At 64.3% G+C, this 26,129-nt stretch carries 24 protein-coding genes and 1 tRNA gene; 18 read left to right on the forward strand and 7 right to left on the reverse strand.

What is annotated here, in order from left to right:
• Positions 1 to 70 precede the first annotated feature (70 nt).
• The gene (locus tag B7X30_RS01750) at positions 71 to 2,473 is read right to left on the reverse strand and encodes a Tex family protein (RefSeq protein WP_286728738.1); all 2,403 of its coding nucleotides are present in this window, start codon (positions 2,471 to 2,473) and stop codon (positions 71 to 73) included.
• Between the two features lie 63 nt (positions 2,474 to 2,536).
• Positions 2,537 to 3,403, reverse strand: a complete 867-nt coding sequence (locus B7X30_RS01755; protein WP_013105357.1) for an MBL fold metallo-hydrolase — start codon at positions 3,401 to 3,403, stop codon at positions 2,537 to 2,539.
• A 90-nt stretch (positions 3,404 to 3,493) separates the two neighbouring features.
• Here B7X30_RS01755 and B7X30_RS01760 point away from each other — a divergent pair, with 90 nt between their 5' ends.
• From B7X30_RS01760 to B7X30_RS01830, 15 genes are all read left to right on the forward strand, one after another.
• Positions 3,494 to 3,844, forward strand: coding sequence for an ArsR/SmtB family transcription factor (locus B7X30_RS01760; RefSeq protein WP_465020124.1), 351 nt, complete (start codon positions 3,494 to 3,496; stop codon positions 3,842 to 3,844).
• Positions 3,845 to 3,958: 114 nt separating this feature from the next.
• Positions 3,959 to 4,408: a YeeE/YedE family protein gene (locus B7X30_RS01765; RefSeq protein WP_013105355.1), complete on the forward strand. Its 450-nt coding sequence runs from the start codon at positions 3,959 to 3,961 to the stop codon at positions 4,406 to 4,408.
• A 3-nt stretch (positions 4,409 to 4,411) separates the two neighbouring features.
• Positions 4,412 to 4,879, forward strand: a complete 468-nt coding sequence (locus B7X30_RS01770) for a DUF6691 family protein (protein ID WP_286728740.1) — start codon at positions 4,412 to 4,414, stop codon at positions 4,877 to 4,879.
• 155 nt (positions 4,880 to 5,034) lie between these two features.
• Positions 5,035 to 5,358, forward strand: coding sequence for a ferredoxin FdxA (gene fdxA, locus B7X30_RS01775; protein ID WP_013122740.1), 324 nt, complete (start codon positions 5,035 to 5,037; stop codon positions 5,356 to 5,358).
• Positions 5,359 to 5,431: 73 nt separating this feature from the next.
• Complete coding sequence (locus B7X30_RS01780) at positions 5,432 to 6,523, forward strand: NAD(P)/FAD-dependent oxidoreductase (protein WP_156053075.1); 1,092 nt, start codon at positions 5,432 to 5,434, stop codon at positions 6,521 to 6,523.
• 72 nt (positions 6,524 to 6,595) lie between these two features.
• Positions 6,596 to 6,671: transfer RNA gene (locus tag B7X30_RS01785), tRNA-Asn, on the forward strand.
• Positions 6,672 to 6,752: 81 nt separating this feature from the next.
• On the forward strand, positions 6,753 to 7,706 hold the full coding sequence (locus B7X30_RS01790) for a tyrosine-type recombinase/integrase (protein ID WP_286728743.1): 954 nt from the start codon (positions 6,753 to 6,755) through the stop codon (positions 7,704 to 7,706).
• A complete protein-coding gene (locus B7X30_RS01795) occupies positions 7,706 to 8,464 on the forward strand; it encodes a hypothetical protein (RefSeq protein ID WP_286728744.1) in 759 nt (252 codons plus the stop codon). Before B7X30_RS01790 ends, B7X30_RS01795 begins: the two co-directional genes overlap by 1 nt.
• A complete protein-coding gene (locus B7X30_RS01800) occupies positions 8,465 to 9,520 on the forward strand; it encodes a hypothetical protein (RefSeq protein WP_286728745.1) in 1,056 nt (351 codons plus the stop codon).
• A gap of 97 nt (positions 9,521 to 9,617) precedes the next feature.
• Positions 9,618 to 9,878 carry a hypothetical protein gene (locus B7X30_RS01805; RefSeq protein ID WP_286728746.1) on the forward strand — a complete coding sequence of 87 codons (261 nt, stop codon included), beginning with the start codon at positions 9,618 to 9,620 and terminating at the stop codon, positions 9,876 to 9,878.
• Between the two features lie 355 nt (positions 9,879 to 10,233).
• Positions 10,234 to 11,076, forward strand: a complete 843-nt coding sequence (locus tag B7X30_RS01810; protein ID WP_286728747.1) for a toprim domain-containing protein — start codon at positions 10,234 to 10,236, stop codon at positions 11,074 to 11,076.
• Positions 11,069 to 12,715: a hypothetical protein gene (locus tag B7X30_RS01815; protein ID WP_286728748.1), complete on the forward strand. Its 1,647-nt coding sequence runs from the start codon at positions 11,069 to 11,071 to the stop codon at positions 12,713 to 12,715. The genes B7X30_RS01810 and B7X30_RS01815 overlap by 8 nt, the downstream gene beginning before the upstream one ends.
• Positions 12,716 to 12,906: 191 nt before the next feature.
• Complete coding sequence (locus B7X30_RS01820) at positions 12,907 to 13,542, forward strand: hypothetical protein (RefSeq protein WP_286728749.1); 636 nt, start codon at positions 12,907 to 12,909, stop codon at positions 13,540 to 13,542.
• Positions 13,535 to 13,828, forward strand: coding sequence for a hypothetical protein (locus B7X30_RS01825; protein ID WP_286728750.1), 294 nt, complete (start codon positions 13,535 to 13,537; stop codon positions 13,826 to 13,828). Before B7X30_RS01820 ends, B7X30_RS01825 begins: the two co-directional genes overlap by 8 nt.
• A gap of 248 nt (positions 13,829 to 14,076) precedes the next feature.
• A complete protein-coding gene (locus tag B7X30_RS01830; protein WP_286728751.1) occupies positions 14,077 to 15,960 on the forward strand; it encodes a phage major capsid protein in 1,884 nt (627 codons plus the stop codon).
• A gap of 368 nt (positions 15,961 to 16,328) precedes the next feature.
• Here the strand turns inward: B7X30_RS01830 and B7X30_RS01835 are convergent, their stop codons facing one another.
• The gene (locus B7X30_RS01835) at positions 16,329 to 18,674 is read right to left on the reverse strand and encodes a UvrD-helicase domain-containing protein (protein WP_286728752.1); all 2,346 of its coding nucleotides are present in this window, start codon (positions 18,672 to 18,674) and stop codon (positions 16,329 to 16,331) included.
• 121 nt (positions 18,675 to 18,795) lie between these two features.
• Here B7X30_RS01835 and B7X30_RS01840 point away from each other — a divergent pair, with 121 nt between their 5' ends.
• The gene (locus B7X30_RS01840; protein WP_013105331.1) at positions 18,796 to 19,773 is read left to right on the forward strand and encodes a GMP reductase; all 978 of its coding nucleotides are present in this window, start codon (positions 18,796 to 18,798) and stop codon (positions 19,771 to 19,773) included.
• Between the two features lie 70 nt (positions 19,774 to 19,843).
• Positions 19,844 to 21,055, forward strand: coding sequence for a YbfB/YjiJ family MFS transporter (locus B7X30_RS01845; protein ID WP_286728753.1), 1,212 nt, complete (start codon positions 19,844 to 19,846; stop codon positions 21,053 to 21,055).
• Here the strand turns inward: B7X30_RS01845 and rfaD are convergent, their stop codons facing one another.
• From rfaD to B7X30_RS01865, 4 genes are read right to left on the reverse strand one after another with little or no spacing between them, the layout of a single operon-like run.
• Positions 21,056 to 22,048: an ADP-glyceromanno-heptose 6-epimerase gene (rfaD, locus tag B7X30_RS01850; RefSeq protein ID WP_286728754.1), complete on the reverse strand. Its 993-nt coding sequence runs from the start codon at positions 22,046 to 22,048 to the stop codon at positions 21,056 to 21,058.
• Complete coding sequence (gene rfaE1 / locus B7X30_RS01855) at positions 22,045 to 22,974, reverse strand: D-glycero-beta-D-manno-heptose-7-phosphate kinase (RefSeq protein WP_286728755.1); 930 nt, start codon at positions 22,972 to 22,974, stop codon at positions 22,045 to 22,047. Before rfaE1 ends, rfaD begins: the two co-directional genes overlap by 4 nt.
• Positions 22,971 to 24,143, reverse strand: a complete 1,173-nt coding sequence (lapB, locus tag B7X30_RS01860) for a lipopolysaccharide assembly protein LapB (RefSeq protein ID WP_013105327.1) — start codon at positions 24,141 to 24,143, stop codon at positions 22,971 to 22,973. The genes rfaE1 and lapB overlap by 4 nt, the downstream gene beginning before the upstream one ends.
• Complete coding sequence (locus B7X30_RS01865; protein ID WP_013105326.1) at positions 24,133 to 24,453, reverse strand: LapA family protein; 321 nt, start codon at positions 24,451 to 24,453, stop codon at positions 24,133 to 24,135. Before B7X30_RS01865 ends, lapB begins: the two co-directional genes overlap by 11 nt.
• 152 nt (positions 24,454 to 24,605) lie before the next feature.
• Between B7X30_RS01865 and B7X30_RS01870 the strand changes: the two genes are divergently transcribed.
• Positions 24,606 to 26,123: an AMP nucleosidase gene (locus tag B7X30_RS01870; RefSeq protein ID WP_286728756.1), complete on the forward strand. Its 1,518-nt coding sequence runs from the start codon at positions 24,606 to 24,608 to the stop codon at positions 26,121 to 26,123.
• The last annotated feature ends 6 nt before the right edge of the window (positions 26,124 to 26,129 follow it).

The raw sequence follows: 26,129 nt of genomic DNA on the forward strand, positions 1-26,129 counted from the left end.
GCGTCAGGAGGATATTTTCAAGCGCGACGGTGTCAGGGCAGTTGATCTGACACGGCAAACAGGCGCATCCTCAGCGCTTGAGTTTGGCGAAGGCGGCCGCCATGGCGGTGTTCTGCGGAGACGGTGCAGCGCCCGCGCGATGGCTGCCCGTGCGGCCGCCCTCCTGGCGTTCACGCGGACGGGACTGGCCCTGCCCGCCCTGCGGGCGCGCCGCATCGCGCGCCGGGTCGGCCGGCCGCATCGACAGCGCGATGCGCTTGCGCGCCACATCCACCTCAACCACACGCACCTTGACGATGTCGCCCGTCTTGACCACCTCGCGGGCGTCGTTCACGAAGCGCTGCGCCATTTGCGAGACATGCACCAGCCCGTCCTGATGCACGCCCAGATCGACGAACGCGCCAAACGCGGTGACATTGGTAACCGTGCCTTCGAGCTGCATGCCTGCTTCGAGCTGCTTGATATCGTGCACGCCATCGAGCAGCTTGGCCGTGCGGAATTCGGGGCGCGGATCGCGGCCGGGTTTTTCCAGCTCGGCCAACACATCGCGCACGGTGAACGCGCCGAAGCGGTCGTCCACGAACTGCTCGGGACGCAGGCGCTGCAGCGCATCCCGATTGCCCATCAACAGGCTGATCGGCTGGCCTGCCGCAGCCAGCACCTTTTCCACCAGCGGATAGCTCTCAGGATGCACGCCAGTGCGGTCCAGCGGGTTGTCGCCGCCATTGATGCGCAGAAAGCCCGCGGCCTGCTCGAAGGTTTTGTCGCCCAGGCCGCGCACCGTCCTGAGTGCCTCGCGGTTGGCGAAAGCGCCGGTCTGGTCGCGGTGCAGCACGATTTGCTCGGCAATGCGCGCGCTCAGGCCGGCCACGCGGGCCAGCAGCGGCGCCGAGGCGGTGTTCAGGTCGACGCCGACGGCGTTCACGCAGTCTTCGACGATAGCGTCGAGCTTGCGCGACAGCGCGGTCTGGTTCACATCATGTTGGTACTGGCCGACGCCGATGCTCTTGGGGTCGATCTTCACCAGTTCGGCCAATGGGTCTTGCACCCGGCGGGCGATGGACACCGCGCCGCGCAGGCTCACGTCCAGATCGGGAAACTCGCGGCTGGCCAGACTGCTGGCCGAATACACCGAGGCGCCGGCCTCGCTCACCGTGAGCTTGGTCAAGCCAGGCTGGTTGGCGTTGCGCAGCAGTTCGGCGGCGAGCAGATCGGTTTCGCGGCTGGCGGTGCCGTTGCCGATGGCGATGAGCTGCACGCCGTGGCGTTGCACCAGCGCCGCCAGGGTGGCGAGTGCGCCTTGCACGTCGCGCCGCGGCTCGAAGGGGTAAACCGTGGCGGTATCGAGCAGTTTGCCGGTAGCGTCGACCACGGCGACTTTTACCCCGGTACGAATGCCGGGGTCGAGTCCCATGACCACCTTCGGCCCGGCAGGGGCGGCCAGCAGCAGGTCGCGCAAATTGGCACCGAATACATCGATGGCCACCGCCTCGGATTGTTCGCGCAGGCGCGACAGCAACTCGCGCTCCAGCGTGAGGGAGAGTTTGACCTTCCAGGTCCACTGCATCACGCGACGCAACCAGTCGTCTGCGGCGCGGCCCTGATGGCTCCAGCCCAGCAGCACGGCAAGACGCCCCTCGGCCAGGGCAGCCAGCGTCGGTGCGACCGTGCCTTCGGGCATGGGCGGCAGGTCGATGCGGACATCGAGCATCTCTTGCGCCCGCCCGCGCAACACGGCCAGGGCGCGGTGCGAAGGCACTTTGTCCAGCGGTTCGGCGTAGTCGAAATAGTCGCGGAATTTGGCGCCTTCCTGCTCCTTTCCGGCGCGCAGCTGGCTGATCAGGTGGCCGGTCTGCCACAACCATTCACGCATCGGGGCGACCACCGCCGGGGCTTCGGCCCAGCGTTCACTCAGAATGTCGCGGGCGCCGTCGAGGCAGGCCTGCGGGGTGGAGGTATCTGCCGCCTCGGTGCTGTCCTGCGGGCGGACGAAACCCGCCGCCGCCTGCAGCGGATCGGTCTGCGGCTGCAGCCAGAGCAGATCGGCCAGCGGCTCCAACCCGGCCTCGCGGGCCTTTTGCGCCCGAGTGACGCGGCGCGGCTTGTAGGGCAGATAAAGGTCTTCGAGTTCCTGCTTTTGCCCAGTCGCGCTGATGGAGGCCTGCAGTTCGGGCGTGAGCTTGCCCTGCTCGGCGATGGACTGCAGCACCACGGCGCGGCGGTCTTCGAGTTCGCGCAGATAGAGCAGGCGCTCTTCCAGCGTGCGCAGATGGTCGTCGCTCATACCGCCCGTCACCTCTTTGCGATAGCGGGCAATGAAGGGCACCGTGGCCCCGCCATCCATCAATTCGATGGCCGACTGAATCTGCTGCGCCGGGAGCTGCAGTTCGGCGCTGAGCGCCTGCAGCACCCGCCGAGCAGCGGCCTGCGGGTTGGCATACGGATTCTGGGAAGCGATATCGGCAGCGGTCATGGCGGATCAGAAGACAGGCAAAAGCCCAGCAGTCTAACCAGCCCGGACCCGCTCCGACATGGTTTACAGCGCGTTCACCGGCAGCTTGAGATAGCTGACCCCGTTGGCTTCGGGTTTGGGCATTTCACCGGCGCGCACATTGACCTGCACCGAGGGCAGGATGAGCGCGGGCATGTTCAGCGTGGCGTCGCGCTTTTTGCGGAAAGCGACGAACTCCTCCTCGGTGGTCTGCGCATTGAGCTGAACATTGCCCTCACGCTCGGCCTGCACCGTGGTCTGCCAGATGGGATCGCGTCCGCCGGGCATGTAGTCGTGGCAAAGGTAGAGCTTGGTCTGCGGCGGCAGGCTGTAGAGCTTGTGCACCGATTGGTAAAGCACATGCGCGTCTCCGCCCGGGAAGTCACAGCGCGCCGTGCCGTAGTCGGGCATGAACAGAGTATCGCCGACAAAGGCGCTGTCGCCCACGAGATAAGTAACGCAGGCGGGCGTGTGGCCGGGGGTATGCATCACCCGGGCTTGCAGCTTGCCAATGGCAAAGGTCTCACCGTCCTTGAACAGATGATCGAAGGGCGAACCGTCGGTGGGCATGGTGCTGTCGTTGAACACCTGACTGAACACCTTTTGCACGTCCTGAATGTGTTCGCCAATCGCGATCTGGCCGCCGAACAGCTTTTTGAGATACGGCGCGGCGGAGAGATGGTCGGCATGGGCATGACTTTCCAGCAGCCAGTCCACCGTGAGCCCCTGCTCGCGCACGTAGGCGGCGATCTGGTCGGCGAAGTCGGTTTTGGTGCGACCCGAGGCGTAGTCGAAGTCGAGCACGCTGTCGAGAATTGCGCAGTGGCGAGTTTCGGGGTCGATGATGCAATGGGTCGCCGTAAAGGTGGGCGCGTGAAACCAGCTCTGAACGGTGGGGGTCTGCGTACTCATACGGGTATCTCCTAGGCGAAATGCGTTGCAGAAACACTATAGAAAAGAATATATTGTTTTTCCATTAGGAGTTACCTGATTAAGTGAGCCATGTCAATGTCAAGCACGCAAGATTTTGAGATTCCCAGCGTCGAGCTCATGCGGCGCAACTCGGAACAGGCGGGCGCCTTGTTGAAAACCCTGGGCAATCCTGACCGTTTGCTTATTTTGTGTCAGATCAACCGCGGGGAGATCTGCGTCAGCGACCTGGAGGTGGCCTGCGACGTTGGCCAGCCCACGCTCTCGCAGCAGCTCACCGTGCTGCGTGCGCAAGGCTTGGTGAAAACGCGGCGCGAGGGCAAGCGGGTGTATTACAGCCTGGCCAGCCCGGCAGCCAGCGCGGTGCTGATGACCCTCTATCAGATTTACTGCCACGGCGGCAACGAACCGCCTGGCAAATGAGTTGGTACCGCGACGCTCGCATGTCGGCGCGGTACGGCAAACGGCCTGACCAGAATACTGGCTGGCGTCAATAAAACCAGAGACACACATGCCCATGTCACGAAGGAGAGACAAATGTTCAGCATCGATTGGGCGCATTTCACGCCCGGCACGGCCATTCTCGGCGGGGCGCTGATTGGCGCGGCAGCGGGCGCCATGGCGCTGGGCGGCGGCAAGATCGCCGGGATCAGCGGCATTTTCGGCGGCGCCATCAACGAAGCCCTGCAGGCCAAACGCCCCACGCCATGGCGGCTGTGGTTTCTCGGCGGACTGATCGCCGCTTCGTTCATCTGGGTGATGTTCCGCCCGGTGCCCGGCGCACATTACGGCGAGTCGTGGCCGGTGATTGCGATCGGCGGATTGATTGTGGGCTTCGGCACCCGGCTGGGCTCGGGCTGCGCCAGCGGCCATGGCGTCTGCGGGCTGTCCCGGTTTTCGCCGCGCTCGATGGCGGCAGTGGGCACCTTCATCGGCATGGGCATGGCGACCACGTTCGTCATGCGCCACATCCTCGGAGGGGCCTGAGCCATGAAAACCCTCGCCTTTCTCAGCGGCATCGTGTTCGGTATCGGCCTGCTCGTGTCGGGCATGACCGATCCCGCCAAGGTCATTGCCTTTCTCGACATCGCCGGGCCTTGGGACCCGAGCCTGATTCTCGTCATGGTCACCGCCGTGGTCGTCGCACTTGTGCCCATGCAACTGGCGCAACGACGCGCCCGATCGCTCGTCGGCGAAAAAATCGCCTTTCCATCGACCCGGGGCATCACCGGAAAGCTCATTCTGGGCAGTTCCATTTTCGGCATCGGCTGGGGCATGACCGGGCTGTGCCCGGGGCCATCGCTCGCATCTTTGGCCGCCTCGACCTGGCAGGAGTGGGTGTTTTTCAGCAGCATGGTCGCTGGCATGATCGGCTTCGAGTTGTGGCAGCGCATGGGCCAACGCACGCGCAGTGCGTCGGCCGTGCCGCTGGCCGCGGCGACTTCGCGCAAAACCTGAGCGCGTTGCCACCACTCAACCACCGTTGCCTGCCTGGCGGGCGCGGTGGTTTTTTCATGGCCTCACCCCTGCGATAGCCGGGTTTTGATCTGATGCAGAGCCGACCTGGCCGCGCCAGTTAAAATTTTGACCCTTTGATACATCCGGTTCCGCAAATGACTTTCGTCGTTACTGAAAACTGCATCCGCTGCAAATACACCGACTGCGTTGACGTCTGCCCGGTGGACTGCTTCCGTGAAGGCCCCAACTTCCTCGCCATCGACCCCGACGAATGCATTGATTGCGCCGTGTGCGTGCCCGAGTGTCCGGCCAACGCCATCTACGCCGAAGAAGACGTGCCGGGCGATCAGCAAGCCTTCATCAAGCTCAACGCCGAGTTGTCTCGCCAGTGGCCCAGCATCACCAAACGCAAAGCCGCACCCGATGACGCGGACGAGTGGAAAGACAAGCCCGACAAACTGCAATTCCTGCAGCGCTGATCTGCTCACCGCACGTTCTAACTCCATCGGCGGCCGTGTTGCCGCCTTGATCTATTTCTCAAGACCCTCTCGCATGGACCTATCCAACGCCTCTCCCGTTTCAGTCGCGGCCGACATCATTGAAACGGACGCCGTCATCATCGGCGCGGGCCCGGTCGGCCTGTTCCAGGTGTTCGAGCTCGGCTTGCTGGAGATCAAGGCCCACGTCATCGACACCCTGGCTCACCCGGGCGGGCAATGTGTCGAGCTCTACCCCGACAAACCGATTTACGACATTCCCGCCGTGCCGGTGTGCACCGGGCAGGAGTTGACCGACAACCTGCTCAAGCAGATCGAACCCTTCGGCGCCACCCTCCACCTCGGGCAGGAAGTCACTGTGCTGGAACGCCAGGCCGATGGCCGCTTCCTCGTGGAAACCACTAAATCCACCCGGCTGCTTACCAAAACCGTGTTCATCGCCGCCGGGGTGGGCTCTTTTCAGCCCCGCACCCTCAAGGTGGACGGACTCGATAAATTCGAAGGCAGCCAGTTGTTCTACCGGGTTCGCAACCCGGCGCAGTTCGCCAACAAAAACCTGGTCATCGTGGGCGGCGGCGACTCGGCACTCGACTGGGCGCTGCACTTCGTTCAGTCCAGCGAAAACAAGCCGGAAAGCGTCACGCTCATTCATCGCCGCGACGGATTCCGCGCCGCCCCCGCATCCGTCGCGCAGATGCACGCCCTTTGCGAACAGCACGAAATGCAATTCCTCGTCGGCCAAGTCAGCGGCTACGAAGAAAACGCTGAGGGTCAGCTGCACATGATCAAGGTCACAGGCAACGACGGCATCACTCGCCGCCTGCCGCTCGATATGTTGCTGGTCTTTTTCGGCCTGTCTCCCAAACTGGGCCCCATCGCGGAATGGGGGCTGGAAATCGAGCGCAAGCAACTCGTCGTCGACACCGAAAAATTCCAGACCAGCATCCCCGGTATTTTTGCGGTGGGAGATATCAACACCTATCCCGGCAAAAAGAAACTCATCCTCTCCGGTTTCCATGAAGCCGCCCTCGCCGCATTCGGCGCAGCGCCCTTCATCTTCCCGGAGAAAAAAATCCACCTGCAATACACCACCACCAGCCCGAAACTGCACAAGGTTCTCGGGGTGGAAACGCCAGTGTTCGACTGACCGTCTTCGCGCATCACTGCGAAATCTATTGACGTCAGATTGATTGCGCAGTATAGTTTTGTGCTTTGCTGTTCCTCGATAGCTCAGTCGGTAGAGCGCCGGACTGTTAATCCGTAGGTCCCTGGTTCGAGCCCAGGTCGAGGAGCCAAAACCTCTTTAGTTTCAAGCCCTTGTCGGGCCTTCTGCGAAGTCCGCCGATGAAAATCGGCTTCACCTCCAAGGAACCGACATGAACGCACCGCAAAATCCGGCTGTTGCCGCAGCCGAGCCGACGCTGGCCGACATTGCCAGCCGCTATCTCGCGTCCTACGCTGGCCGCGATACCTCCAGAGCGCACCGTATCGGCGCCTGGGTTCGCCTGCTGGGCGAACGCTCTGTGATCTCGCTTTCCCCCGATGACGTCGACTCTGCCCTGGCCCGCCTGGGCGAGGAGCCAGCGCGCGTCTATGGCGGCCTTGACGCAGACGGAAAACCGATCTTCCGGCGCAAGGCGGCCAAGCGCAGCGGCCCGACCCTCAATCGTTACCTGGTCGCCTTGGCCGCCCTGTACGCCTGGGCGCGGCGTGCGCGCCTGGTGCCGCGCGGTTTTGAGTCGCCCACCCGACACGTCGACAAATTCCCGGAAAACCGCGGCCGGGTGCGTTACCTGACCGACGATGAACGCGCGCGCCTGCTCACGGCCTGCAAAGCAGCCGCCTGGCCCCGCCTACACCTGCTGGTGTCGATGGCACTGACCACTGGCGCCCGCCGTGGTGAGCTGCTGTCGTTGCGCTGGTGCGACATCAATCTGGATCGCGCCGAGGCCATTCTGCACGATACGAAAAACGGAGACCGGCGCGTGTTGGTCTTGCTGCCTTCGGTCTGTGAGGAGCTGCAACGCTTCGCCCCCCGCGACGCGGCCACCAGCTCGGCGCTGGTCTTCCGGTCGCGCCTGCGGCCGTCACAGCCTTACGCGATGGAACAGGCATTCCGCGATGCCCTGGCCGCGGCAGACATCAAGAATTTCCGGTTCCATGACTGCCGACACACAGCGGCCAGCTATATGGCGCAGCACGGGGCAAGCTTGCTGGAAATTGCCGACACGCTCGGACATCGGCAGTTGCGCATGGTGCAGCGCTACGCCCACCTGAACACGGACAGTCGCCGCCGCCTGATGGCACGGGTTTTTGAGGGGAAACTGTGATGAGCCCGCAAGAAAATCGGTCTTCGCTGGAGTATAAGCAGCATCTTTGGGGCGATTCCATTACAGGCACCCGCGAGCAACTGCTCGATCTGGGCATCGGCGTCGGACAGCGCTATCCCGGCGAGCCGGGCGCCGCCAAGTGGATTACGCACGTCAACGACCCGCGGGGTTTCGACGTCAGACTGGTCAGACATGAAGACCTTTCTGGTCGGTTTACCGCTTCGGTTTATTTCCCCGGATGGCCTCAAGATCCCAGCGAATGCGGCCCTGTCGAGCCGTACTCTGATGGCGTTACCCGGCAGGCGCATTATTCGTGGGGCGATGCCTATGTGGGCTCGCAAGAAGCGCTTGTTGCGGCCGGGCTGGTCGCGCCTGACCAGTTTCCCGGCATGCCGGGACGGCTTAAAACCTGCGTCACGATCTACCCCTCAGGCGAAGTGCCCACTTCGCGCATGGGGGCGCACTCAGACCTGGCCCGTTTACCGGGGGCAAAGAGAGTCCAGCGATTTTCGCGCGGACGATATCGCGTGCTCGTCAAAGTGCCGGAGGAGGTCTGCAAAACACGTAATGAGGCCCATCAGAGGGCCAAAACACGGTGGATCGATGCTGTGCTCGCCATGCCACGGCCTGCGCCCTTGTTTGACCTCGACCTGTTGTCGCGACAACGGGGGCGCTGTGTGGCGTTTTCGCCGCCGCGTGACACGTCGTCTGGCAATGTGGTCAGTCTGGCCGCGTGGCGTGCGCGCAGGGCGGGGTGAATGCGCAAGATCGTCCCCGATCTTCACGCTTGCGCGCCCGTGTGGGCGCGCAGCGTGCTGGAGCCTCTGTGCCTCGACGAGCCCTGGTTGAGCCCGCCCTGGCGCGCCATTGCCGCGGCGCGGCTACTGCGCGACGACACCAGCGGGATGCGCGACGCCTGGTGCCACATCGCCAAAGTGAACCCGTCGCAGCGCGAGCGTCAATGGTTGATCGAAAACCTCGTGGTCGCCACCGACACGGCGCCAGAGCTGGTCATGGATGACGCCGCAGACGCCGAGATCGCCGCCGCCATCGGGTTGACCTTGAAAGATGTCGGCGACGATGCGCGCGCCTATGCGCAAGCAATCCGGGATCAGCGGCCGCAAATCGACTTACCGCCTGACCGAAGGCCCGAGCGCCGCGCCCCGCGCGACCCGCAGGCCACCCTGGCGCGGCGCCTGATGAAAAACCTGCGCATCCTCTGGCACGTCGCGCCCCGCGATTGCCGCGCCGGGAGTCAGCCTTACGTACGCAATTACTCGGCCGCCATCGAAAGACTGGCCGCCGCATTCGATGCAGCGCGCGAGGCGGATCGCCTGCCGTGGGCGACCGACGCCGCAGCGGCGCACCTGATTACGCACCGCCGCTGGTCGCACCTGGGCTGGCTTCAACATCGCCGCGCAGTCGACCGCTTGCGACCGCTGATTGTCCGCGACCTGCAGACGCTCGCCAACGTGGCGCCGCAGCATGCCAGTTGGCTGGAAAACGCCCGCGTCATGATCGAGGCGTTGCCGAACGCAGATTGGGAGCATGAAGGCTGGATCGAGCTGGAGCCGAAGGCCAGCGCGCTGCTGTGGGCGCGCAGCGTCGACGTGATGGTGTACGGCAGCCGCGAGCGCCCGGAATGCGATCCCGGATACCTGCGCTGGGCGGACTTCGCGACCATCGCGGAGGTGTTGTTTGGCCCGCTGCGCTCTGGCCCGAATGCAGCGAAATTGATTGGAGCCGCCGTCAACGCACAACGTCGTCGCGGCCCTGGGCAAGACGATTTCCCGGCGCTGCGAGCGTACGGCTAGTGCAAAAAAATTTTGTGAAACTGGGTTTCTGATAACGGCGCCCATCGAAAGAATCCTTCATGCGCCCCGGCAAGGGCTTGAAACTGGAGGATTCACGATGTCTGCAACCAATGAACAGCCGCAACTCCGCGATTTTGTGGACTTGCGCGAAATACTCAGCCGCGACGAAGTGCGCGCGGCGTTTCCCACCGAACAAAGCCTGCGCTGGTTCATCCGCAACCACCGCAGCGAGCTGGTGCAAGCGGGCGCACTGATCGCGCTGACTAACCGCCTGCGTTTTCACCCTGAGAATTTCCAACGGGCCGCCGTGGACATCGGCCGCAGCGTGCTGCTGCAGCGCGATGGGCTATCCAAATGAGCCGCGCTTTACCCCCTACGCCGCCAATGTCGCGTGTCGAGCGTCAACGCCTGCGGCGCGAGCGCGCCGCTCGTGCGCAACGCGCCGAGGCCCTGGCGAAACGAGCGAGCGACCGAGCGCAGCGGGCTGAAGTCCAGCGGCTCTTATGCGTTCTGCGTGAACAAGCCGCCTATCTGACTGCCGACCCGCGCGGCCTTGCGAACTGCCCCGAAATGCGGGATTTGATCGCCACCGCGCGCGACTATGGCCGGGGGCACTTTCAATTCCGCGGGGGGCGGTTTTCGGTAAAGCCCGGGCCTTTGACCTGTCGGATTTATGAGCCGCGCGGTCACCTGGTCAGCTTTTGGGACTTGCCATGACCGCGGCGCCACCCTTCGATATTGCCGAACTGCGCATCGGTGAAAACCGTCTGTCCTGCCCGCAATGCGACCGAGGGCCAAAGGACAAGGCGCTGGCCGTGCGGCGCGAGGGCGACGGCCGCGTGGTCTGGCGTTGCCACCGCTGCGGATGGTCTGGCGCTGCAGGACGCGAAACACAGCCCGCTGCGCCGCGCAGCAAGCCCGCCAAGCCGACCCCGCATCGCGATGGACTTGCGCCCTGGGCAGCCCGCGAATGGGCTGCAGCGCAGCCTCTGCACGGCGCTGCACTCGCCTATCTCCAGGCGCGTGCGTGCCGCATTCCGCCCGAAGGTTCACACCTGCGCTGCAACCCGGCCTTGCAACACCCCAGCGGTTACACAGGCCCCGGCCTGGTGGCGCTGGTCACGGATGCGCGCACCGGCCAGCCGATCAGCTTGCACCGAACCTGGGTGCTCGCCAGTGGCGAGAAGGCGCCGCTAGAAACCCCCCGCCTGCTGGCCGCAGGCCACCGTAAGGCAGGCGGCGTGATCCGGCTCTTCCCGATGGAACGCGGGCAACCGCTGGGCATCTGCGAGGGCATCGAAACCGCGCTGAGCCTGGCGCATGCCGACCTGCCGGTGTGGGCAGCCATCGATGCTGGAAACCTAGCCGCGCTGCCCGTGCTGCGCGGTGTACCCGAACTGGTGATCGGTGTCGATGCCGACCCGGCTGGCGAGGCTGCCGCCAAGGAATGCTCAGCCCGCTGGCTTGCCGCTGGACGCTGTGTGCGGCTGGTGTGGCCCGATGCGGGTTGCGGAGACTTAAACGACGTCGCGAGGATGTATGCAGGCCATGAGTAGTGACCCGATCCCCGAAAAAATCCGCGCGCTGGTGGAGTCCGCGCAAGCGCCCGACAACACCCCCGACATGGCGCGAAACTTTGTCGCAGGCGAGGACAACCTGGCCGAGCTGGTGGACGCCTGCCTGGCCGGGTTCGCCGCGCTGAAACCGCCCGCGCTGTTTCGCCGCAGCACGGAAATTGTGACCGTCGAGCGCGCCGCCGCGGCCAGCCCGCGCTCGCACTACCGAGGCGCTTCCGGCTCGCTTGTGGTGCGGCCGCTCGACGTGCCGCGCATGCAGACCGAGCTGGCGAGGTTGTTCAGCTTTTCTCGGCGGCGCAAGGATGGTGCGCTGGCGCCGTGCAATCCGCCGCCGGGCCTGGCTGCGTCGCTGCTATCGAGCGGGGGCGAGTCGCTGCCCGTGCTCACTGGCGTCATTCCGCACCCGACCTTCAACCCGGCAGACGGGCGCGTCATGGGCCGATCAGGCTATGACGACCGCACGGGCCTGCTGCTCGACTTTGGACGCTTGAAAGTGCCAGCCATCCCCGATCAGCCGACGCGCCAGCAGGGGCTCGACGCGCTGGAACAAGTGGCTGAAGTGGTGAGCGAATTCCCCTTCGTAGGCGGGGTGGACAAAGCCGTGGCGCTGGCCTATGGGTTCACCCTGCTGCAGCGTCGCATGCTGGACATGGCGCCGCTATTCCTGTTCTCGGCGACCACCCCGGCCACCGGCAAGACCCTGCTGGCGACCGCCTGGCCGCGCCTGGTACTGGGGCATGATCCGGCGATACAAGCCTTTCCACCCGATGATGGCGAGCTGCGCAAAACCCTGTTTGCTGCGCTGGCCGATGGGCAATCGGCCCTGCTGCTCGACAACGTAAACGGGCGCTTCAAGTCGGATGGACTGTGCATTGTCTCGACCTCAGCGACGATGCGCGAGCGCGTGCTGGGATTTTCTCGCACCTTGGAAGTGCCGACCACGGCAACGATTGCCATAACCGGCAACAACGCGCAGCCCGTGGGCGATGTGGCGCAGCGTGTGCTGCCCTGTCACCTCGACGCGCGCGTGGAACACCCGGAGAACCGCGCTTTCAGCCGTGATCTGCTGGCTTGGGTGGAGCGTGAACGCCCGCGCCTGCTGGCCGCGATGCTGACCTTCCTGCGCGCCTATGCCGTCGCCTCAGATAAGCCCGCGCTGAAGCCCTGGCGCTTTGTTGAATGGAGTCAGGCCGTGCGCGGCCCGCTGGTCTGGGCAGGTTATCCCGACCCCCTTGACGCCTTGGATGCGACCCGCGAAGACGACCCCGCCCGCGTGGCGCTGATGGGGCTGCTCTCGGCTTGGCATGCCCACTTCAGCAACCGGCCGCAGGCGCTGCGGGATGTGATCGGGCGCGCTATCGACCGCGCGGCCGCTGCCGACTTCGAGCTGCGCGACGCCATCGCCGAAGTGGCTGGCGACCGCAGTGGTGAACTCTCGGCGCTGCGCCTGGGCAAGTATCTGCAGTCTCACGCGGGGCGCATAGTGTCTGGGCTGGCCTTCAAGCGCGGCGCGCTGTATGCGGGATCTGTTCGATGGATGGTTGAACCTCGACATCTTGGTGGGAGAGATGGAGTTGGTGGGGTCATTTCTAACCAAGCGCAGGAGAAACCAGAGTGAAAAACATACAACGGATAGCTGGGAATCATCCCACCAACTCCCCCTCTCCCACCAAAACCGGCCAGATCGCCGAGTTTGTTGCGCGCCGCAAAAGGTACTCCCCGGCCACAGCCCATACGGGTGCGAAACGGCGCGGAAAACCGGGTGTGTGTGCTGACTTTTCATAGGCAACAACTCCACAGGCTGACACTATGACTGATATTGACGCGATAGAGAAAACGAATGGCGCTTTTGCCGGGCTGTTCCCGGATGCGCCCGCGCTTGACGCGGCGCAGGTTCGGCTGCGTCCCGCAGACCTGGCGCGCATGCTCCGTGTGAGCCGTCAGTCTGTCTCGCAATGGGTGCACGGCGGAAAGCTGCACCTCGACCCGGACGGCCGGGTCAGCGCGGCCAGCGCCATGCGACAACTCATTGCCCACCACCCCGAACGCCTGCGCGCCGCCGCCCTGGCGCCCGTGGTGCGCGAAGTCCTCGACCTGCGCGCCCGCGTGGCGCAACTCGAACAGGCGCTCGACCAAGCCCGCGCCGATGTGGAGTTTCACGAAGGCTCGGCCGCTGAGCTGGCCGCGCAGCAGGGCGAGCTGCTGAAACAGCTTGAAGCTTATCGAGCTGCCCTGGTGCGGCTGCCCGCCGTCGATCTGCTCGACGCCGTGGTGCACTGGCTGCGCCTGTTTGCCGACCCCTTTGCGCCCGCCTCCCCCGATCTGGTTCGCCTGCTGGGAATCGTTTCCACGCTGCGCGATACCGGCCGGGAGGGTGCGGGCATTTCCCGGCTGAAAACGGCCATCAACCCTGCGGAGCCCGATGATGAACCCGACGATGAATGAACACCCCCCGGCCATGCCGCCGGTTCCTGTGCCGCAATTCCTGCAATCCGCGCCGTGCCGGGTCTGGTGCAGCCCGGCCGGTCTTTGGTTTCTGCGCAGCGAGGCCCTGCAGACGGGCGGCATTCTCAGGCGGGCAGACGACCCCAGCGAGAGCCGATGGATTCTCTACACCCCGACCGACTTCGATCAATGGGCGGACATCCTGCAGCGCATCGCTGACGATCTGGAAGCGCTTGCGCGCCAGCCACTACAAAACCTCCCTGCAGCCAACCTGCGCCCGGCCTGAAAACTATTGCAGAGTCATATCTTGCGCGCTATGCTTAAACCTGTTTCGAGCTTTTGCATGCGGGCTCGCCCTGGAGATCGACATAGCTTCGCGCTGTCGATTGACCGGCGAACCTTCGCGAAGGTGGGAGCGTCGCAAGGCGACGACTGGCGGAAACGACGAGAGGCCCTTGGGCCTGTTTGCGTTTGCTGCTGGCCGTCGCCTTTTTTGTGGCCGCTGCAGCGCGATACCAACTGGAGCGCCGCCCCATGACCCTGCGAACCCGTGAGCTTGCCCTGGGCAAGCCCGACCTGAAAAGCCGAACCGTCCCTGTGACACTCTCCACTGATACCCCCGTGGATCGGGGCGATTTTTTGGAAGTGCTCGACCACTCCCCTGCATCGATTGACCTGTCACGGGCTCCGCTGCCCCTGATCGAGGCGCACGACGCCAGCGGTCTGCCAATTGGCGTGGTCGATCAATTGCGCACCGATGGCCGCAAGCTGCGCGGTGTCGCACGGTTCGGCAATTCGCAGCGCGCGCAGGCGGTGCTGCAGGACGTGCAAGACGGCATTCTGCGCAGCGTTTCCATCGGCTATGAGTACGCGGGCCCGCCCGTGGCGCAAGGCGATGGCAAGACCCTGCGATTCCCATTCAAACCGCTGGAGGTGAGCGCCGTGGCTGTCCCGGCTGACCCGAACGCGGGCTTTTTTCGGAGCTATTCCACCATGAACACCACTGAAGACACCACTCTTTTGTCCCGCTCCGCGCGCCGCGCTTTGGCCGCCGATGCAGACAATCAGCGCAGCGCCGTCGAGATGGAGCGCGCGCGCATTGCCGAAATCGAGGCGCTGTGCGTTACGCACAAAGTCCCTTCGGAGACCAAGCGCGACATGATCCAGCGCGGCCTGTCCATTGACGAGGTGCGCGGCATCATCCTGGAAAAACTCATCGCGGATGGTGAGCGCCAGCAACGTCGCAGCGCCGAACTTCAACAATTGGCCGAGTTCGGTTCCTCTCTGGACTTCTCGGCCAGCGACCGCAATCGTTACTCGCTGAGTCGCGCCATCCTGGCCGCAGCGAGCCACGATTGGGCGGGCGCAGGACTTGAACGCGAAGCATCCCGCGCCATCGCCAAGCGTATTGGCCGCGATACGGCAGGCGTGTTCATTCCGCTGGAAATGCTGGTGCCGCAGCGCCGCGACTACAACACACTGACCGGCGCAGCTGGCGGTTCATTGGTTGCCACCAACCTGCTCGGCGGCAATTTCATCGATTTGTTGCGCAACAAGTGCCGCGTCATGCAGCTCGGCGCCACCGTGCTCTCTGGCCTGGTGGGCAATGTCGACATTCCCCGCCGCACCGCCGCAGGCGCCGCGCAGTGGATTACCGAGGGCCAAGCGCTGACGGCCAGTACAGGCGGTTTCGACGTGGTGTCGCTGCGCCCGAAAACGGTCGGCAGCATCGGCGTGTTGAGCCGCAATTTGTTGATGCAAGGCACGCCCGATGCTGAAATGCTGGTGCGCGGCGACATGGTGCAGCAAATCGCCATCGCCATCGATTCCGCCGCCATCGCAGGCACGGGTACTGCAGCGCAGCCGCTCGGTCTGCTCAGTCTGGGCGGTGTGGGCAGTGTGGAGGGCGGCGCCAACGGCGCGGCTGTGACCTTCGACCACCTGATCGAGCTTTCCACGGTCGTTGCCGCAGCCAATGCCGACTCTGGCGCGCTGGGCTTCCTGAGTAACCCGGCCGTGCTGGGTGCGCTCTCCCGCCTCAAGTCCACCACGGGCGAATACCTGTGGGCCGGGCGAGGCGGCATGAACGAAAACAGCGCGCCCGCTGCCTCCGTGCCTGGCTCCACCGCATCGGGCGATGCTGGGTTCAGCATCCTGGGCTATCGCGCTGCATTCAGCAACAACGTGCCGTCCAACCTGACCAAAGGCACAGCGACCGGCGTGTGCAGTGCTGTAATCTTCGGCAACTGGTCTGACCTGCTGATCGGCGAATGGGGCGTGCTCGAAATTCTGCCGAACCCCTATGCGTCTGGCGCTTATGAGGCGGGCGCGGTGCAAATCCGCGCCATGCAGACCATCGATGTCGCTGTGCGGCACGCCGAGAGCTTCGCGGTTATGAAGGATGCTCTCACGGCCTGATGTTTTTGCAGTACCTCCGCCGCGTGGCTTTGTGGCTACCAGGCGCAGCGGAGTGGGGAGGCGGTGCGGGCGCACCGGCCTCCCTTTTTTAATCTCTACCCCCCGAAAATGCTTCATCTGCGCGTGTGTTTTGGCGTAGTATCGCGTCTCGCAGAGGGTCAGCAGGGCCTGTTAATCCGTAGGTCCCTGGTTCGAGCCCAGGTCGAGGAGCCACAGAATACAGAGAAGAATCAAGGCCTTACAGCTTTTGCTGTGAGGCCTTTTTATTTTCCAGGCCGAAAACAGGGCATGTCAGCGCTTAGCGGTCGAAAACCTTGCATGAGGCGGCTGGTTCAGCCGCCTCATGCAAGCAGTTGTGCAGACTGTCCCTAATTCACTGGCGTGAGTTTGGCGATGTTCAGCGCGAGCCACTTGGCGCCGTGGCGGTTGAACTTGACTTGGGCTCTGGCGTCTTCACCGTTCCCTTCCAAGCTGAGCACGACGCCCTCACCGAATTTGTTGTGAAACACGGCTTGCCCAATTCGCAGGCCATGCGAACGCGCTCCGGGCTGACTCGACCCCCTAACGCCTGCCGGAGAAAACCCAGTGCTTAAGGGTGATCCTGCGTTGGAAGTCGCGGGCGTGAATGACGGCACCGATACTTTCGGGGTGTAACTCCAACTGCTGTGCTGATCGGCTCCGAAACCGCCGCCGAACCCCGGCTGTTTGGCGCTGAGCCACTTGAGCGATTCGGCCGGAAGTTCGTCAAAGAACCGGCTGCGCAGGTTGTAGCGCGTCTGGCCGTGGAGCATGCGGGTCTGGGCCAGACTGAGGTAGAGACGCTTGCGCGCGCGGGTGATGGCCACATACATCAGCCGACGCTCTTCTTCCACACCATCGGTTTCGCTCAGCGCGTTTTCGTGCGGGAACAGACCCTCCTCCAGCCCGGTAATGAACACGGCGTCGAACTCCAGTCCCTTGGCTGCGTGGACGGTCATCATCTGAATGGCGTCCTGTCCGTTCTGCGCCTGGTTGTCGCCGGCTTCGAGCGCGGCGTGGGTGAGAAAGGCGGTCAGCGGCGAGAGGGTTTCGCCGGTGGCCGGATCGATGCCGTCTGTGGCGGCGAAGCTGCCGGGCGCGGCTCCAAGCGCCTGACGCTGCTGCGCCGTCGCTTGCAGGCCAAAGCCTTCCTGGGTGACGAAGGCGGCAGCGGCGTTGACCAGTTCCTCCAAGTTTTCCAGCCGCTCCTGACCCTCTCGTTCCTCGCGGTAGTGGGCGTTGAGGCCGCTGGCTTCGAGCACATGGCGCACCAGTTCGGGCAGGCTCATCGCGGCGGTCTGAAAGCGCATCTGCGCGACCAGATCGAGAAAGGCCTGCAGGCTGGCTGCACCACGCCCCCCGAGGGCGTCCACGGCTTCGCTCAGCGGCGTGGCGCGCAGACGGGCGGCGTCTTGCAACTGCTCCAGAGTGCGCGCGCCAATGCCGCGCGCCGGGAAGTTGACCACGCGCAGGAAGGCGGTGTCGTCCTGCGGGTTGTCGAGCAGGCGCAGGTAGGCCAGCGCATGCTTGACCTCCGCTCGCTCGAAAAACCGCAGACCGCCATACACGCGGTAAGGCAGGCCGGCATTGAACAGCGCCCCTTCGATGACCCGCGATAGCGCGTTGGCGCGATACAGCACGGCGATCTCGCTGTGCACGAGCCCCTCGCGCAGCAATTGCCGGATTTCCTCGATCAACCACTGGGCTTCGGCATAGTCGCTCGGCGCCTCGAACACGCGTACCCGTTCGCCCGCACCGGCCTCGGTGCGCAGGTTCTTGCCCAGGCGGCGGGCGTTGTTGGCGATCAGGGTGTTGGCGCTGTCGAGAATGTGGCCGTGCGAGCGGTAATTGCGCTCCAGCTTGATGAGGTGACGGACACGAAACTCGCGCTGGTAGTCGTCCATATTGCCGGCATGCGCCCCGCGAAAGGCATAGATGCTCTGATCGTCGTCGCCCACGGCAAAGACGCAAGCGCCCTGCGCGTCCTCCGGTCCGGCGAGCAGTTTGAGCCACTGGTATTGCAGGCGGTTGGTGTCCTGAAACTCGTCCACCAGGATGTGCCGGAAGCGCTGGCGGTAATGCGAACGGATGGCGGCGTTGTCGCGCAGAATCTCGTAGGAGCGCAGCAGCAACTCGGCAAAATCGGCCACGCCGTCGCGCGTGCATTGGGCCTCGTAGGCCAGGTAGATCTCGGCCAGTTGTCGGCTTTGCGGATCGCGCGCTTCCACATCACCCGGACGCAGACCCTGATCTTTGGCGCCGTTGATGAACCATTGCACCTGCTTGGGCGGGTGGCGTTCATCGTCCACATTCAGCGCCTTGAGCAGCCGTTTGATGCTGGCGAGCTGATCCTGGATGTCGAGAATCTGAAAAGTCTGCGGCAACCCGGCCTCGCGCCAGTGCGCCCGCAGAAAGCGGTTGCACAGACCGTGAAAAGTGCCGATCCACATACCCCGCACCGGAATGGGCAGTTGCGCCGACAACCGCGCCATCATTTCCTTCGCCGCCTTGTTGGTGAAGGTCACGGCCAGAATGCCCGCGGGCGTGACTTGCCCGGTGGAAATCAACCAGGCAATGCGCGTGGTGAGCACCCGCGTTTTGCCGCTCCCGGCGCCGGCGAGGATCAGGGCATTTTCAGCAGGCAGGGTGACAGCGGCGTGCTGCTCGGGATTGAGTTGTTGGATGAGGGCAGGCATTGCGGAATTCTAGGGTGCCGAAGCGATGTGCATCGGCCTAGAATGAGTCACCGGGCCGCGAATTTCTTGCCGCCCGGTTTTTTGTGCGCGCTGCCAACGTGCGCCGCTTCTGGAGACTTTGATGGACATCTTCGACTACGACAACATTCTGCTGTTGCCGCGCAAGTGCCGGGTGGAGAGCCGCAGCCAGTGCGACCCGTCGACCGAGTTTGGCGGACGGCGCTTTCGCCTGCCGGTGGTGCCGGCCAATATGAAAACCGTGGTCGATGCCAACGTCTGTCGCTGGCTGGCGGCCAATGGCTACTTTTATGTGATGCACCGCTTCGATGTGGACGTGGCGGCCTTCGCCCGCCAGATGCGCGATGCCGATTTGTTCATCTCGATCTCGCTGGGCGTCAAGGAAGACGACAAGGCGCTCATCGACCAACTCGCCGCCGAGGGCACGGGCGCCGACTACATCACCATCGACATCGCCCACGGTCATGCCGACAGCGTACGGCGCATGATCGCGCACATCAAACACAAGCTGCCGCAAGCTTTCGTCATCGCCGGCAATATCGGCACGCCCGAGGCGGTGATCGATCTCGAAGCCTGGGGCGCCGATGCGACCAAGGTGGGCATCGGCCCGGGCAAGGTGTGCATCACTCGCATGAAAACCGGCTTCGGCACCGGCGGATGGCAGCTCTCGGCGCTGAAGTGGTGTGCGCGAGTGGCGACCAAACCCATCATCGCCGACGGCGGCATCCGCGAACATGGCGACATCGCCAAGAGCGTGCGCTTCGGCGCCAGCATGGTGATGATCGGCTCGATGCTGGCAGGCCACGAAGAGTCGCCAGGCAAGATTGTGGAAGTCGATGGCCAGTTGTTCAAGGAGTATTACGGCAGCGCCTCCGAATACAACAAGGGCGCCTACCGAAACGTCGAGGGCAAACGCATTCTGGAGCCGCTCAAGGGCCGCCTGGCCGACACCCTGCGCGAAATGGAAGAAGACCTGCAAAGCTCCATTTCCTATGCCGGGGGCACGCAACTCGCCGACATCCGCAAGGTCAACTACATCATCCTCGGCCAGAACAATGCCGGCGAACATGTGCTGATGTAAGCCGCTTGCAGGGGGCTGGGGATAGCATCTGCTGCGAGCGCTACGAGCGCTGCAAGCTCTGCGCCCCTTCATGCCAACCCGCCAATCCCCCCTCCCGACCGCCAGCAACGGCGCGCGCCTGCGTGTGCTGTTCGCAGGCATCTGCGCCCTCATCCTCACGGTGGGGCTCGCGCGCTTTGCCTACACCCCCATGCTGCCGGTGATGCACCGCGAGGCCGGTCTCACCACCCTGGCAGCGGGCTGGCTGGCGACCTTCAATTACGCCGGTTACATCACCGGCGCACTCATTGCCGCGGCGGTGGGCAATTTGCGGCAGAAGTTCGTGATGTATCGCATCGGGCTGGTGCTGGCCGTGGTGACGACCGCCGCACTGGGCTTCACCGACAACACCGCTGTCTGGGCGGTGCTGCGGTTTGTCTCCGGGCTGTCGAGTACGGCGGGGCTGCTGCTGGCCTCGGGCCTGGCGTTGAACTGGCTGATCCGCCACGGTCACCGGCCCGAGCTGGGTCTGCATTTCACCGGGCTGGGGCTGGGCGTCGTGGTCTCGGGTCTGGCCGTTGGCGCCATGATGGATCGGCTCGGCTGGGCGCAGCAATGGGTGGGGCTGGGCTTGCTCGGTCTGGTGTTTTTCGTGCCCGCTTGGCTATGGCTGCCCTCGCCCGCAGCATCCGGGCCCTTGGGGGGCGCTGGTGCAAAAACCGCTGTCGTTCCGCCCCCGAGGCGCTGGATGGCTTTGTTCATCGCCGTCTATTTCTGCGCCGGTTTCGGCTATGTGATCAGCGCGACCTTCATCGTCGCCATTCTCGACAAACTGCCGGCGCTGGCGGACAAGGGCGGCTGGGTCTGGGTGATCGTGGGGCTTGCCGCGGCGCCGTCGAGCTTTGTATGGGATCGGCTGGCGCGCAGCATGGGCGACCTCCAGGCCTTGCTGCTGGCGTTCGGGCTGCAGACCGTCTCCATCATCCTGCCCGCGATGACGCTCAATCTGCCGCTGAATCTGCTCAGCGCCGTGCTGTACGGCGGCACGTTCGTGGGCATCGTCAGTCTCACGCTCACGCTGATCGGCCGCAGCTTTCCCGACAACCCCGCCAAGGCCATGGCCCGGCTGACTTTGAGCTACGGCGTGGCACAAATTGTCGCCCCGGCAATGGCCGGTTCGATTGCCGCGCAAACAGGGAGCTACCGCGGCGCGCTGGTCATCACAGCAGTGGTGATGCTCGCGGGCATGGGGCTTTTACTGGTGATGCTGCACGACGCCGCACGACAAGCGCAGCGGAGTTGATCAGGCCGCGGCAAGCAGCGCGCGCATGTATTGCGCGGTGCCTTCTTCCACCGTGGCGAAGTGATGGGTGCAGCCCGCCGCGCGCAAATGGCTAAGGTCGGCCTGGGTGTGGCATTGGTATTTGCCGACCAGCGCATCGGGAAAAGGAATGTAGGCAATCTCGCCGCAATCCACCAATTCCGCCAAGCTCAAGGCCGGTTGCCCCGCCTGCTGCCGCAGGGTGTTGACCACAGTTTGCGCCACATCGTTGAACGGCTGCGCACGACCCGAGCCGAGGTTGAAAATACCGCTCTTGCCCGGGTGATCGAAAAACCAGAGATTGACGGCCACGACATCGTCGACCCAGACGAAATCGCGTTCCTGCAACCCGGGGCCGTAGCCCTGATATTCGCCAAACAGCTTGACCTGGCCGTGTTCGCGGTATTGGTTGAAGTGATGAAACGCCACCGACGCCATGCGTCCCTTGTGCTGTTCGCGCGGGCCGTACACGTTGAAATAGCGAAAGCCCGCGATCTGCGTTGTGGCATGCGGCAGCACGCGCCGCACGACCTGATCGAACAACATCTTGGAGTAGCCATAGACGTTGAGCGGGCGCTCGAACTCGGGCGACTCGCGAAACACGCTGCTGGCGCCGTAGGTGGCGGCGCTGGACGCATAGAGCAGGCGCACGCCCTGCTTCTGACCGGCGTCGAGCAGCATGCGGCTGCTGCGGTAGTTGTTGTCGAGCATGTAGCGGCCATCGTGTTCCATGGTGTCGGAACAGGCGCCCTGGTGAAACACGGCCTCGACCTTGCCGTAGTGGCCGCTGGCGAACTGCTCGAAGAACACCGTCTTGTCGATGTAGTCGCAGATCTGCAAGTCCACCAGATTGTGAAACTTGTCGCCGCGGGTGAGGTTGTCCACCGCGATCACTTCGGTAATGCCGCGGGCATTGAGCCCTTTGACGAGATTGCTGCCGATGAAACCGGCCGCACCGGTGACGATGACTCTCATGTCGTTCCCCAAAGTTCCTTCGGCGTCACGCTGGCGGTACCCAACTTGCCGACCACAATGCCCGCCGCCCGGTTGGCCATGCGCACCGCGTCTTCCATGGAAAGCCCTGCGCCGAGCATCACGGCCACTGTGGCAATTACCGTGTCGCCCGCTCCTGAAACGTCATACACCTCTTTGGCCTCGGTGGGAATATGCAGTTCACCGGTCTCGGTATACAGACTCATGCCTTCTTCCGAGCGCGTCAGCAACAGCGCCTTGAGGCTGAGCTTTTTGCGCAGGCCCTGCGCACGCGCGGTGAGGTCTTGCTCACTGCTCCAGTCGCCCACCACTTGCGCCAGCTCGGCGCGGTTGGGCGTCAGCAGGGTGGCGCCGGCGTAACGGCTGTAGTCGCGGCCCTTGGGATCGACCAGAATGGTCTTGCCCTGGGTGCGCGCCAGATTCATCATCTGGTCGAGGTGTTCGAGGCCGCCTTTGCCATAGTCCGACAGCAGCACCACGTCGTGGAAGGCCAGTTCCTGCTCGTAGCGCTCCATCATCGCGGCGAGCACTTCGTGATCAGGCTTGTGCTCGAAATCCAGACGGATAAGCTGCTGCTGGCGCGACACCACCCTGAGCTTGACCGTGGTCTTGAGCGTGGGGTCTTGCCGCATGGCGTTGCGGATGGGGGTATCGACCAGCAGCGTGACCAGCTTGCGGCCCGGCTCGTCCGCCCCGACCACCGACAGCAGCGTGGCCTGCGCGCCCAGCACGGCGGCGTTGAGCGCCACATTGGCCGCGCCGCCCACGCGGTCTTCGTCGCGCTGCACGCGCACCACGGGCACCGGCGCCTCGGGAGAAATGCGATCGGTCGAACCGAACCAGTAACGGTCGAGCATGACGTCACCGACGATGAGCACACGAGATTGGGCGAGTTGTTCTGCGTTCATGATCCGAGAAGGGAGAGTTCTTCCAGGCGGCGCGGCGGGTAAGTCTCCCACCCCTGACAGCCTGGACAGTGCCAGAAATATTGCCGCGCCTCGAAGCCGCAGGCCGCGCAGCGGTAGCGCTGGCGACTGCGCAAGGCATTGTCCACCGCGCCCTGCATGGCGGCTGCCGCTTCGGGCACGGTGGCGCCGGGCATGGGGTGTTCGAGCACGCGCTTGAGTGCCAGCAGGCTGCGATGCGACTGCAGATAGTCCTGCGCGCACCGGGCCTGCGAGGCGGGATCGGGGTCGAGCAGCAGCACGGCGTCGAGCAGGTCGATGGCCGGGGTCTGCTGCAAACGCTGACGCAGCCACATCAGCCCTTCGGCCACCTGCCCGAGCTGCTGGCGCAGTTGGGCGATCTGCACCGCCGCCAGCGCAATGAATTCAGGCTGCACCAGATCGATGGATTCCAGTATGCGCAAAGCCGATTCCAGTTCACCGTGCTGCTGCGCCCACTGTGCGCGCAGCAAGCGCGGCCGCACGCCCTGAGGCGCCGCCTGCAGCGCGGCGTCGAGCGACTGCTGAGCTTCCTGCGCCCGCCCTGCTGCGTGATGTTGCACGGCCAGCTCGCACCAATACTGCGCAATTTGCCGCTGATAGGCGCCGGTGGCGCGCAGCTCCAGTTCGCCGGCACGCGCAATGGCCTTGTTCCAATCTTGGGTGCGCTCACTGATCTGCAGCAGCGCCGTCAGCGCCTGCGAGGCATAGACGCTGCGGCGCAGATCTTCGTAGGCGGATTCGGCGCGGTCGAGCAGCCCGGCCTTGAAAAAATCCTGCGCCAGGGCAAGTTGCGCGCGTTCACGCGCTTCGCGCGGCAAGTCGGCGCGGGCGAGCAGGTTCTGGTGTACCCGCACCGCGCGCTCATATTCCCCACGGCGGCGAAACAGATTGCCCAGCGCAAAGTGCAGATCGACGGTATCGGGATCGGCGGTCATGGCTTCGATGAAGGCGTCGATGGCCTTGTCCTGCTGCTCGTTGAGCAAGTGGTTGAGACCGCGGTAGTAAGCCTGCGGGGCATCACGCCGCAGGGCGCGCTCCTTGCCCACCTGCCGCAGGTCCACGCGCGCCGCCAGCCACCCCAGCGCGAACATCAGGGGCAGGATCAGCAGCCACCAAAGATCAAACTCCATCGATCGGCCTGTCGATCGGATGCTGCGGGAAATCGGCCGGAGCGACGGCGGTGGCAGCAGACGGTTTGGGCGGCGGCTCACTGTTGCGCGCCAGCCGGACCTGTTTTCGGTGCCGCATCCACGAAGGCAGCAGCGCCAGCGCGCCCAGCACCGCGCCCAGGGCGAACACCACGAGCAGCAGCACGATCATGGGCGTGCGCCACTCGGTGCCGAACAGCAGGTGCAGGGTGACGGTCTCCAGATTGTTCAGCGCCAGACCGAACAAAAGCAGGAAGACCACCAACCGCAAAAACCAGCTCAGGATGCGCATGGAAATAAAACCGAAACAGGGAAGATAGGGGCAACCGAGCAAGCATATTGCATTCTTGGGTGCTTGCCGTGCAGCGTTGTGTGGTGATGTGAAAAACTCCGGGTAGACAATACTGGCCATCGTTCCGCCACCTCTCGCCATCAGCCCGCAACATGTCGCACCGCCCTCACGCCCTGCATTGCCCCGCCCCGACCGCCAGCGCCGTCTTCACCGATGCGCAAACCGCGCTCGATCAGGTGCAGGCCCTCTATACCGCCGCCGTCACCCATCTGCGCGACAAGCTGGCCGAGTTCATCGCGGGCACGCTGCCGCCCGGCCGCGTGCGGGCTTGCTATCCGGTGGTGCGGGTGCGCATCGACAGCGTCGCGCACCCCGACTCTCGTCTGGCTTACGGGTTTGTTGCCGCTCCCGGCGTTTACGAAACCACCCTCACCCGGCCGGATCTGTTCGCCGACTATCTGCTCGCCCAGTTCCAGTTGCTGCTGACCAACCACGGCGTTGCGCTGGAAATCGGGGTGGGTGAACAGCCAGTTCCGCTGCATTTCAGCTTTGCGGGTCAGGCGCATGTCGAAGGCCATCTCAGCGTCGAGCAGCGCCAGCAACTGCGCGATATTTTCGATCTGCCCGATCTGGCCGCGATGGACGACGGCATTGCCAACGGCACCCACGACACGCCAAACGACCAGCCCATGCCGCTGGCCTTGTTTACCGCTCCGCGCATCGACTACTCGCTGCACCGCCTGCAGCACTACACCGGCACCGCGCCCGAACACTTCCAGAACTTCGTGCTGTTCACCAACTACCAGTTCTACGTCGATGAGTTCGTGCGCATGGCGCATGCTCTGATGAACCAGCCCGCCGCGTCTGCGACCGACGACGACGCGCCCTACACCGCCTTCGTCGAACCCGGCAACGTCATCACCCACCGGGCCACCGCCCAGGGCGCGGCGCGAACCGAGGGACAGGCCTCCACCCGACTGCCGCAGATGCCGGCGTATCACCTCATCCTGCCGGGTCACGGCGGCATCACCCTGGTCAATATCGGCGTCGGCCCGGCCAATGCGAAAAACATCACCGACCACATCGCCGTGCTGCGGCCGCACGCCTGGATCATGCTCGGCCACTGCGCCGGACTGCGCAACTCGCAGCGCCTGGGCGACTACGTGCTGGCGCATGGCTATGTGCGCGAAGACCACGTGCTCGACGAGGAACTGCCGCTGTGGGTGCCCATTCCGCCGCTGGCCGAGGTGCAGCAGGCGCTCGAAGGCGCCGTGGCCGACATCACCCAGTTGCACGGCTACGAACTCAAGCGCGTGCTGCGCACCGGGACGGTGGCCAGCACCGACAACCGCAACTGGGAACTACTGCCCTACCCCGGCCCCGATCGGCGCTTCAGCCAGAGCCGGGCGATTGCGCTCGACATGGAAAGCGCCACGGTGGCCGCCAACGGTTTTCGCTTCCGCGTGCCCTACGGCACCTTGCTGTGTGTGAGCGACAAGCCGCTGCATGGCGAGCTCAAGCTTCCGGGTATGGCCGACCAGTTTTATCGCCAGCAAGTCGAGCAGCATCTGCGCATCGGCCTGCGCGCCATCGCGCGACTGCGTCAGCAAACCATGGGGCGTCTGCACAGCCGCAAGCTGCGCAGCTTCGACGAAGTGGCGTTTCAGTAAAACCGG

This window comes from Thiomonas sp. 13-64-67 (assembly GCF_002282795.1).
Taxonomy (GTDB): domain Bacteria; phylum Pseudomonadota; class Gammaproteobacteria; order Burkholderiales; family Burkholderiaceae_C; genus Thiomonas; species Thiomonas arsenitoxydans.

Coding starts and splice junctions, on each gene's coding strand:
- B7X30_RS01835 (WP_286728752.1), bottom strand. CDS start 18,674: ATGCCTGCCCTCATCCAACAACTCAATCCCGAGCAGCACGCCGCTGTC.
- rfaD (WP_286728754.1), bottom strand. CDS start 22,048: ATGAGAGTCATCGTCACCGGTGCGGCCGGTTTCATCGGCAGCAATCTC.
- B7X30_RS01760 (WP_465020124.1), top strand. CDS start 3,494: ATGTCAATGTCAAGCACGCAAGATTTTGAGATTCCCAGCGTCGAGCTC.
- B7X30_RS01845 (WP_286728753.1), top strand. CDS start 19,844: ATGCCAACCCGCCAATCCCCCCTCCCGACCGCCAGCAACGGCGCGCGC.
- lapB (WP_013105327.1), bottom strand. CDS start 24,143: ATGGAGTTTGATCTTTGGTGGCTGCTGATCCTGCCCCTGATGTTCGCG.
- B7X30_RS01800 (WP_286728745.1), top strand. CDS start 8,465: ATGCGCAAGATCGTCCCCGATCTTCACGCTTGCGCGCCCGTGTGGGCG.
- B7X30_RS01820 (WP_286728749.1), top strand. CDS start 12,907: ATGACTGATATTGACGCGATAGAGAAAACGAATGGCGCTTTTGCCGGG.
- rfaE1 (WP_286728755.1), bottom strand. CDS start 22,974: ATGAACGCAGAACAACTCGCCCAATCTCGTGTGCTCATCGTCGGTGAC.
- B7X30_RS01805 (WP_286728746.1), top strand. CDS start 9,618: ATGTCTGCAACCAATGAACAGCCGCAACTCCGCGATTTTGTGGACTTG.
- B7X30_RS01795 (WP_286728744.1), top strand. CDS start 7,706: ATGAGCCCGCAAGAAAATCGGTCTTCGCTGGAGTATAAGCAGCATCTT.
- B7X30_RS01750 (WP_286728738.1), bottom strand. CDS start 2,473: ATGACCGCTGCCGATATCGCTTCCCAGAATCCGTATGCCAACCCGCAG.
- B7X30_RS01765 (WP_013105355.1), top strand. CDS start 3,959: ATGTTCAGCATCGATTGGGCGCATTTCACGCCCGGCACGGCCATTCTC.
- B7X30_RS01815 (WP_286728748.1), top strand. CDS start 11,069: ATGAGTAGTGACCCGATCCCCGAAAAAATCCGCGCGCTGGTGGAGTCC.
- B7X30_RS01755 (WP_013105357.1), bottom strand. CDS start 3,403: ATGAGTACGCAGACCCCCACCGTTCAGAGCTGGTTTCACGCGCCCACC.
- B7X30_RS01830 (WP_286728751.1), top strand. CDS start 14,077: ATGACCCTGCGAACCCGTGAGCTTGCCCTGGGCAAGCCCGACCTGAAA.
- B7X30_RS01790 (WP_286728743.1), top strand. CDS start 6,753: ATGAACGCACCGCAAAATCCGGCTGTTGCCGCAGCCGAGCCGACGCTG.
- B7X30_RS01770 (WP_286728740.1), top strand. CDS start 4,412: ATGAAAACCCTCGCCTTTCTCAGCGGCATCGTGTTCGGTATCGGCCTG.
- B7X30_RS01780 (WP_156053075.1), top strand. CDS start 5,432: ATGGACCTATCCAACGCCTCTCCCGTTTCAGTCGCGGCCGACATCATT.
- B7X30_RS01870 (WP_286728756.1), top strand. CDS start 24,606: ATGTCGCACCGCCCTCACGCCCTGCATTGCCCCGCCCCGACCGCCAGC.
- B7X30_RS01840 (WP_013105331.1), top strand. CDS start 18,796: ATGGACATCTTCGACTACGACAACATTCTGCTGTTGCCGCGCAAGTGC.
- B7X30_RS01825 (WP_286728750.1), top strand. CDS start 13,535: ATGAATGAACACCCCCCGGCCATGCCGCCGGTTCCTGTGCCGCAATTC.
- B7X30_RS01865 (WP_013105326.1), bottom strand. CDS start 24,453: ATGCGCATCCTGAGCTGGTTTTTGCGGTTGGTGGTCTTCCTGCTTTTG.
- B7X30_RS01810 (WP_286728747.1), top strand. CDS start 10,234: ATGACCGCGGCGCCACCCTTCGATATTGCCGAACTGCGCATCGGTGAA.
- fdxA (WP_013122740.1), top strand. CDS start 5,035: ATGACTTTCGTCGTTACTGAAAACTGCATCCGCTGCAAATACACCGAC.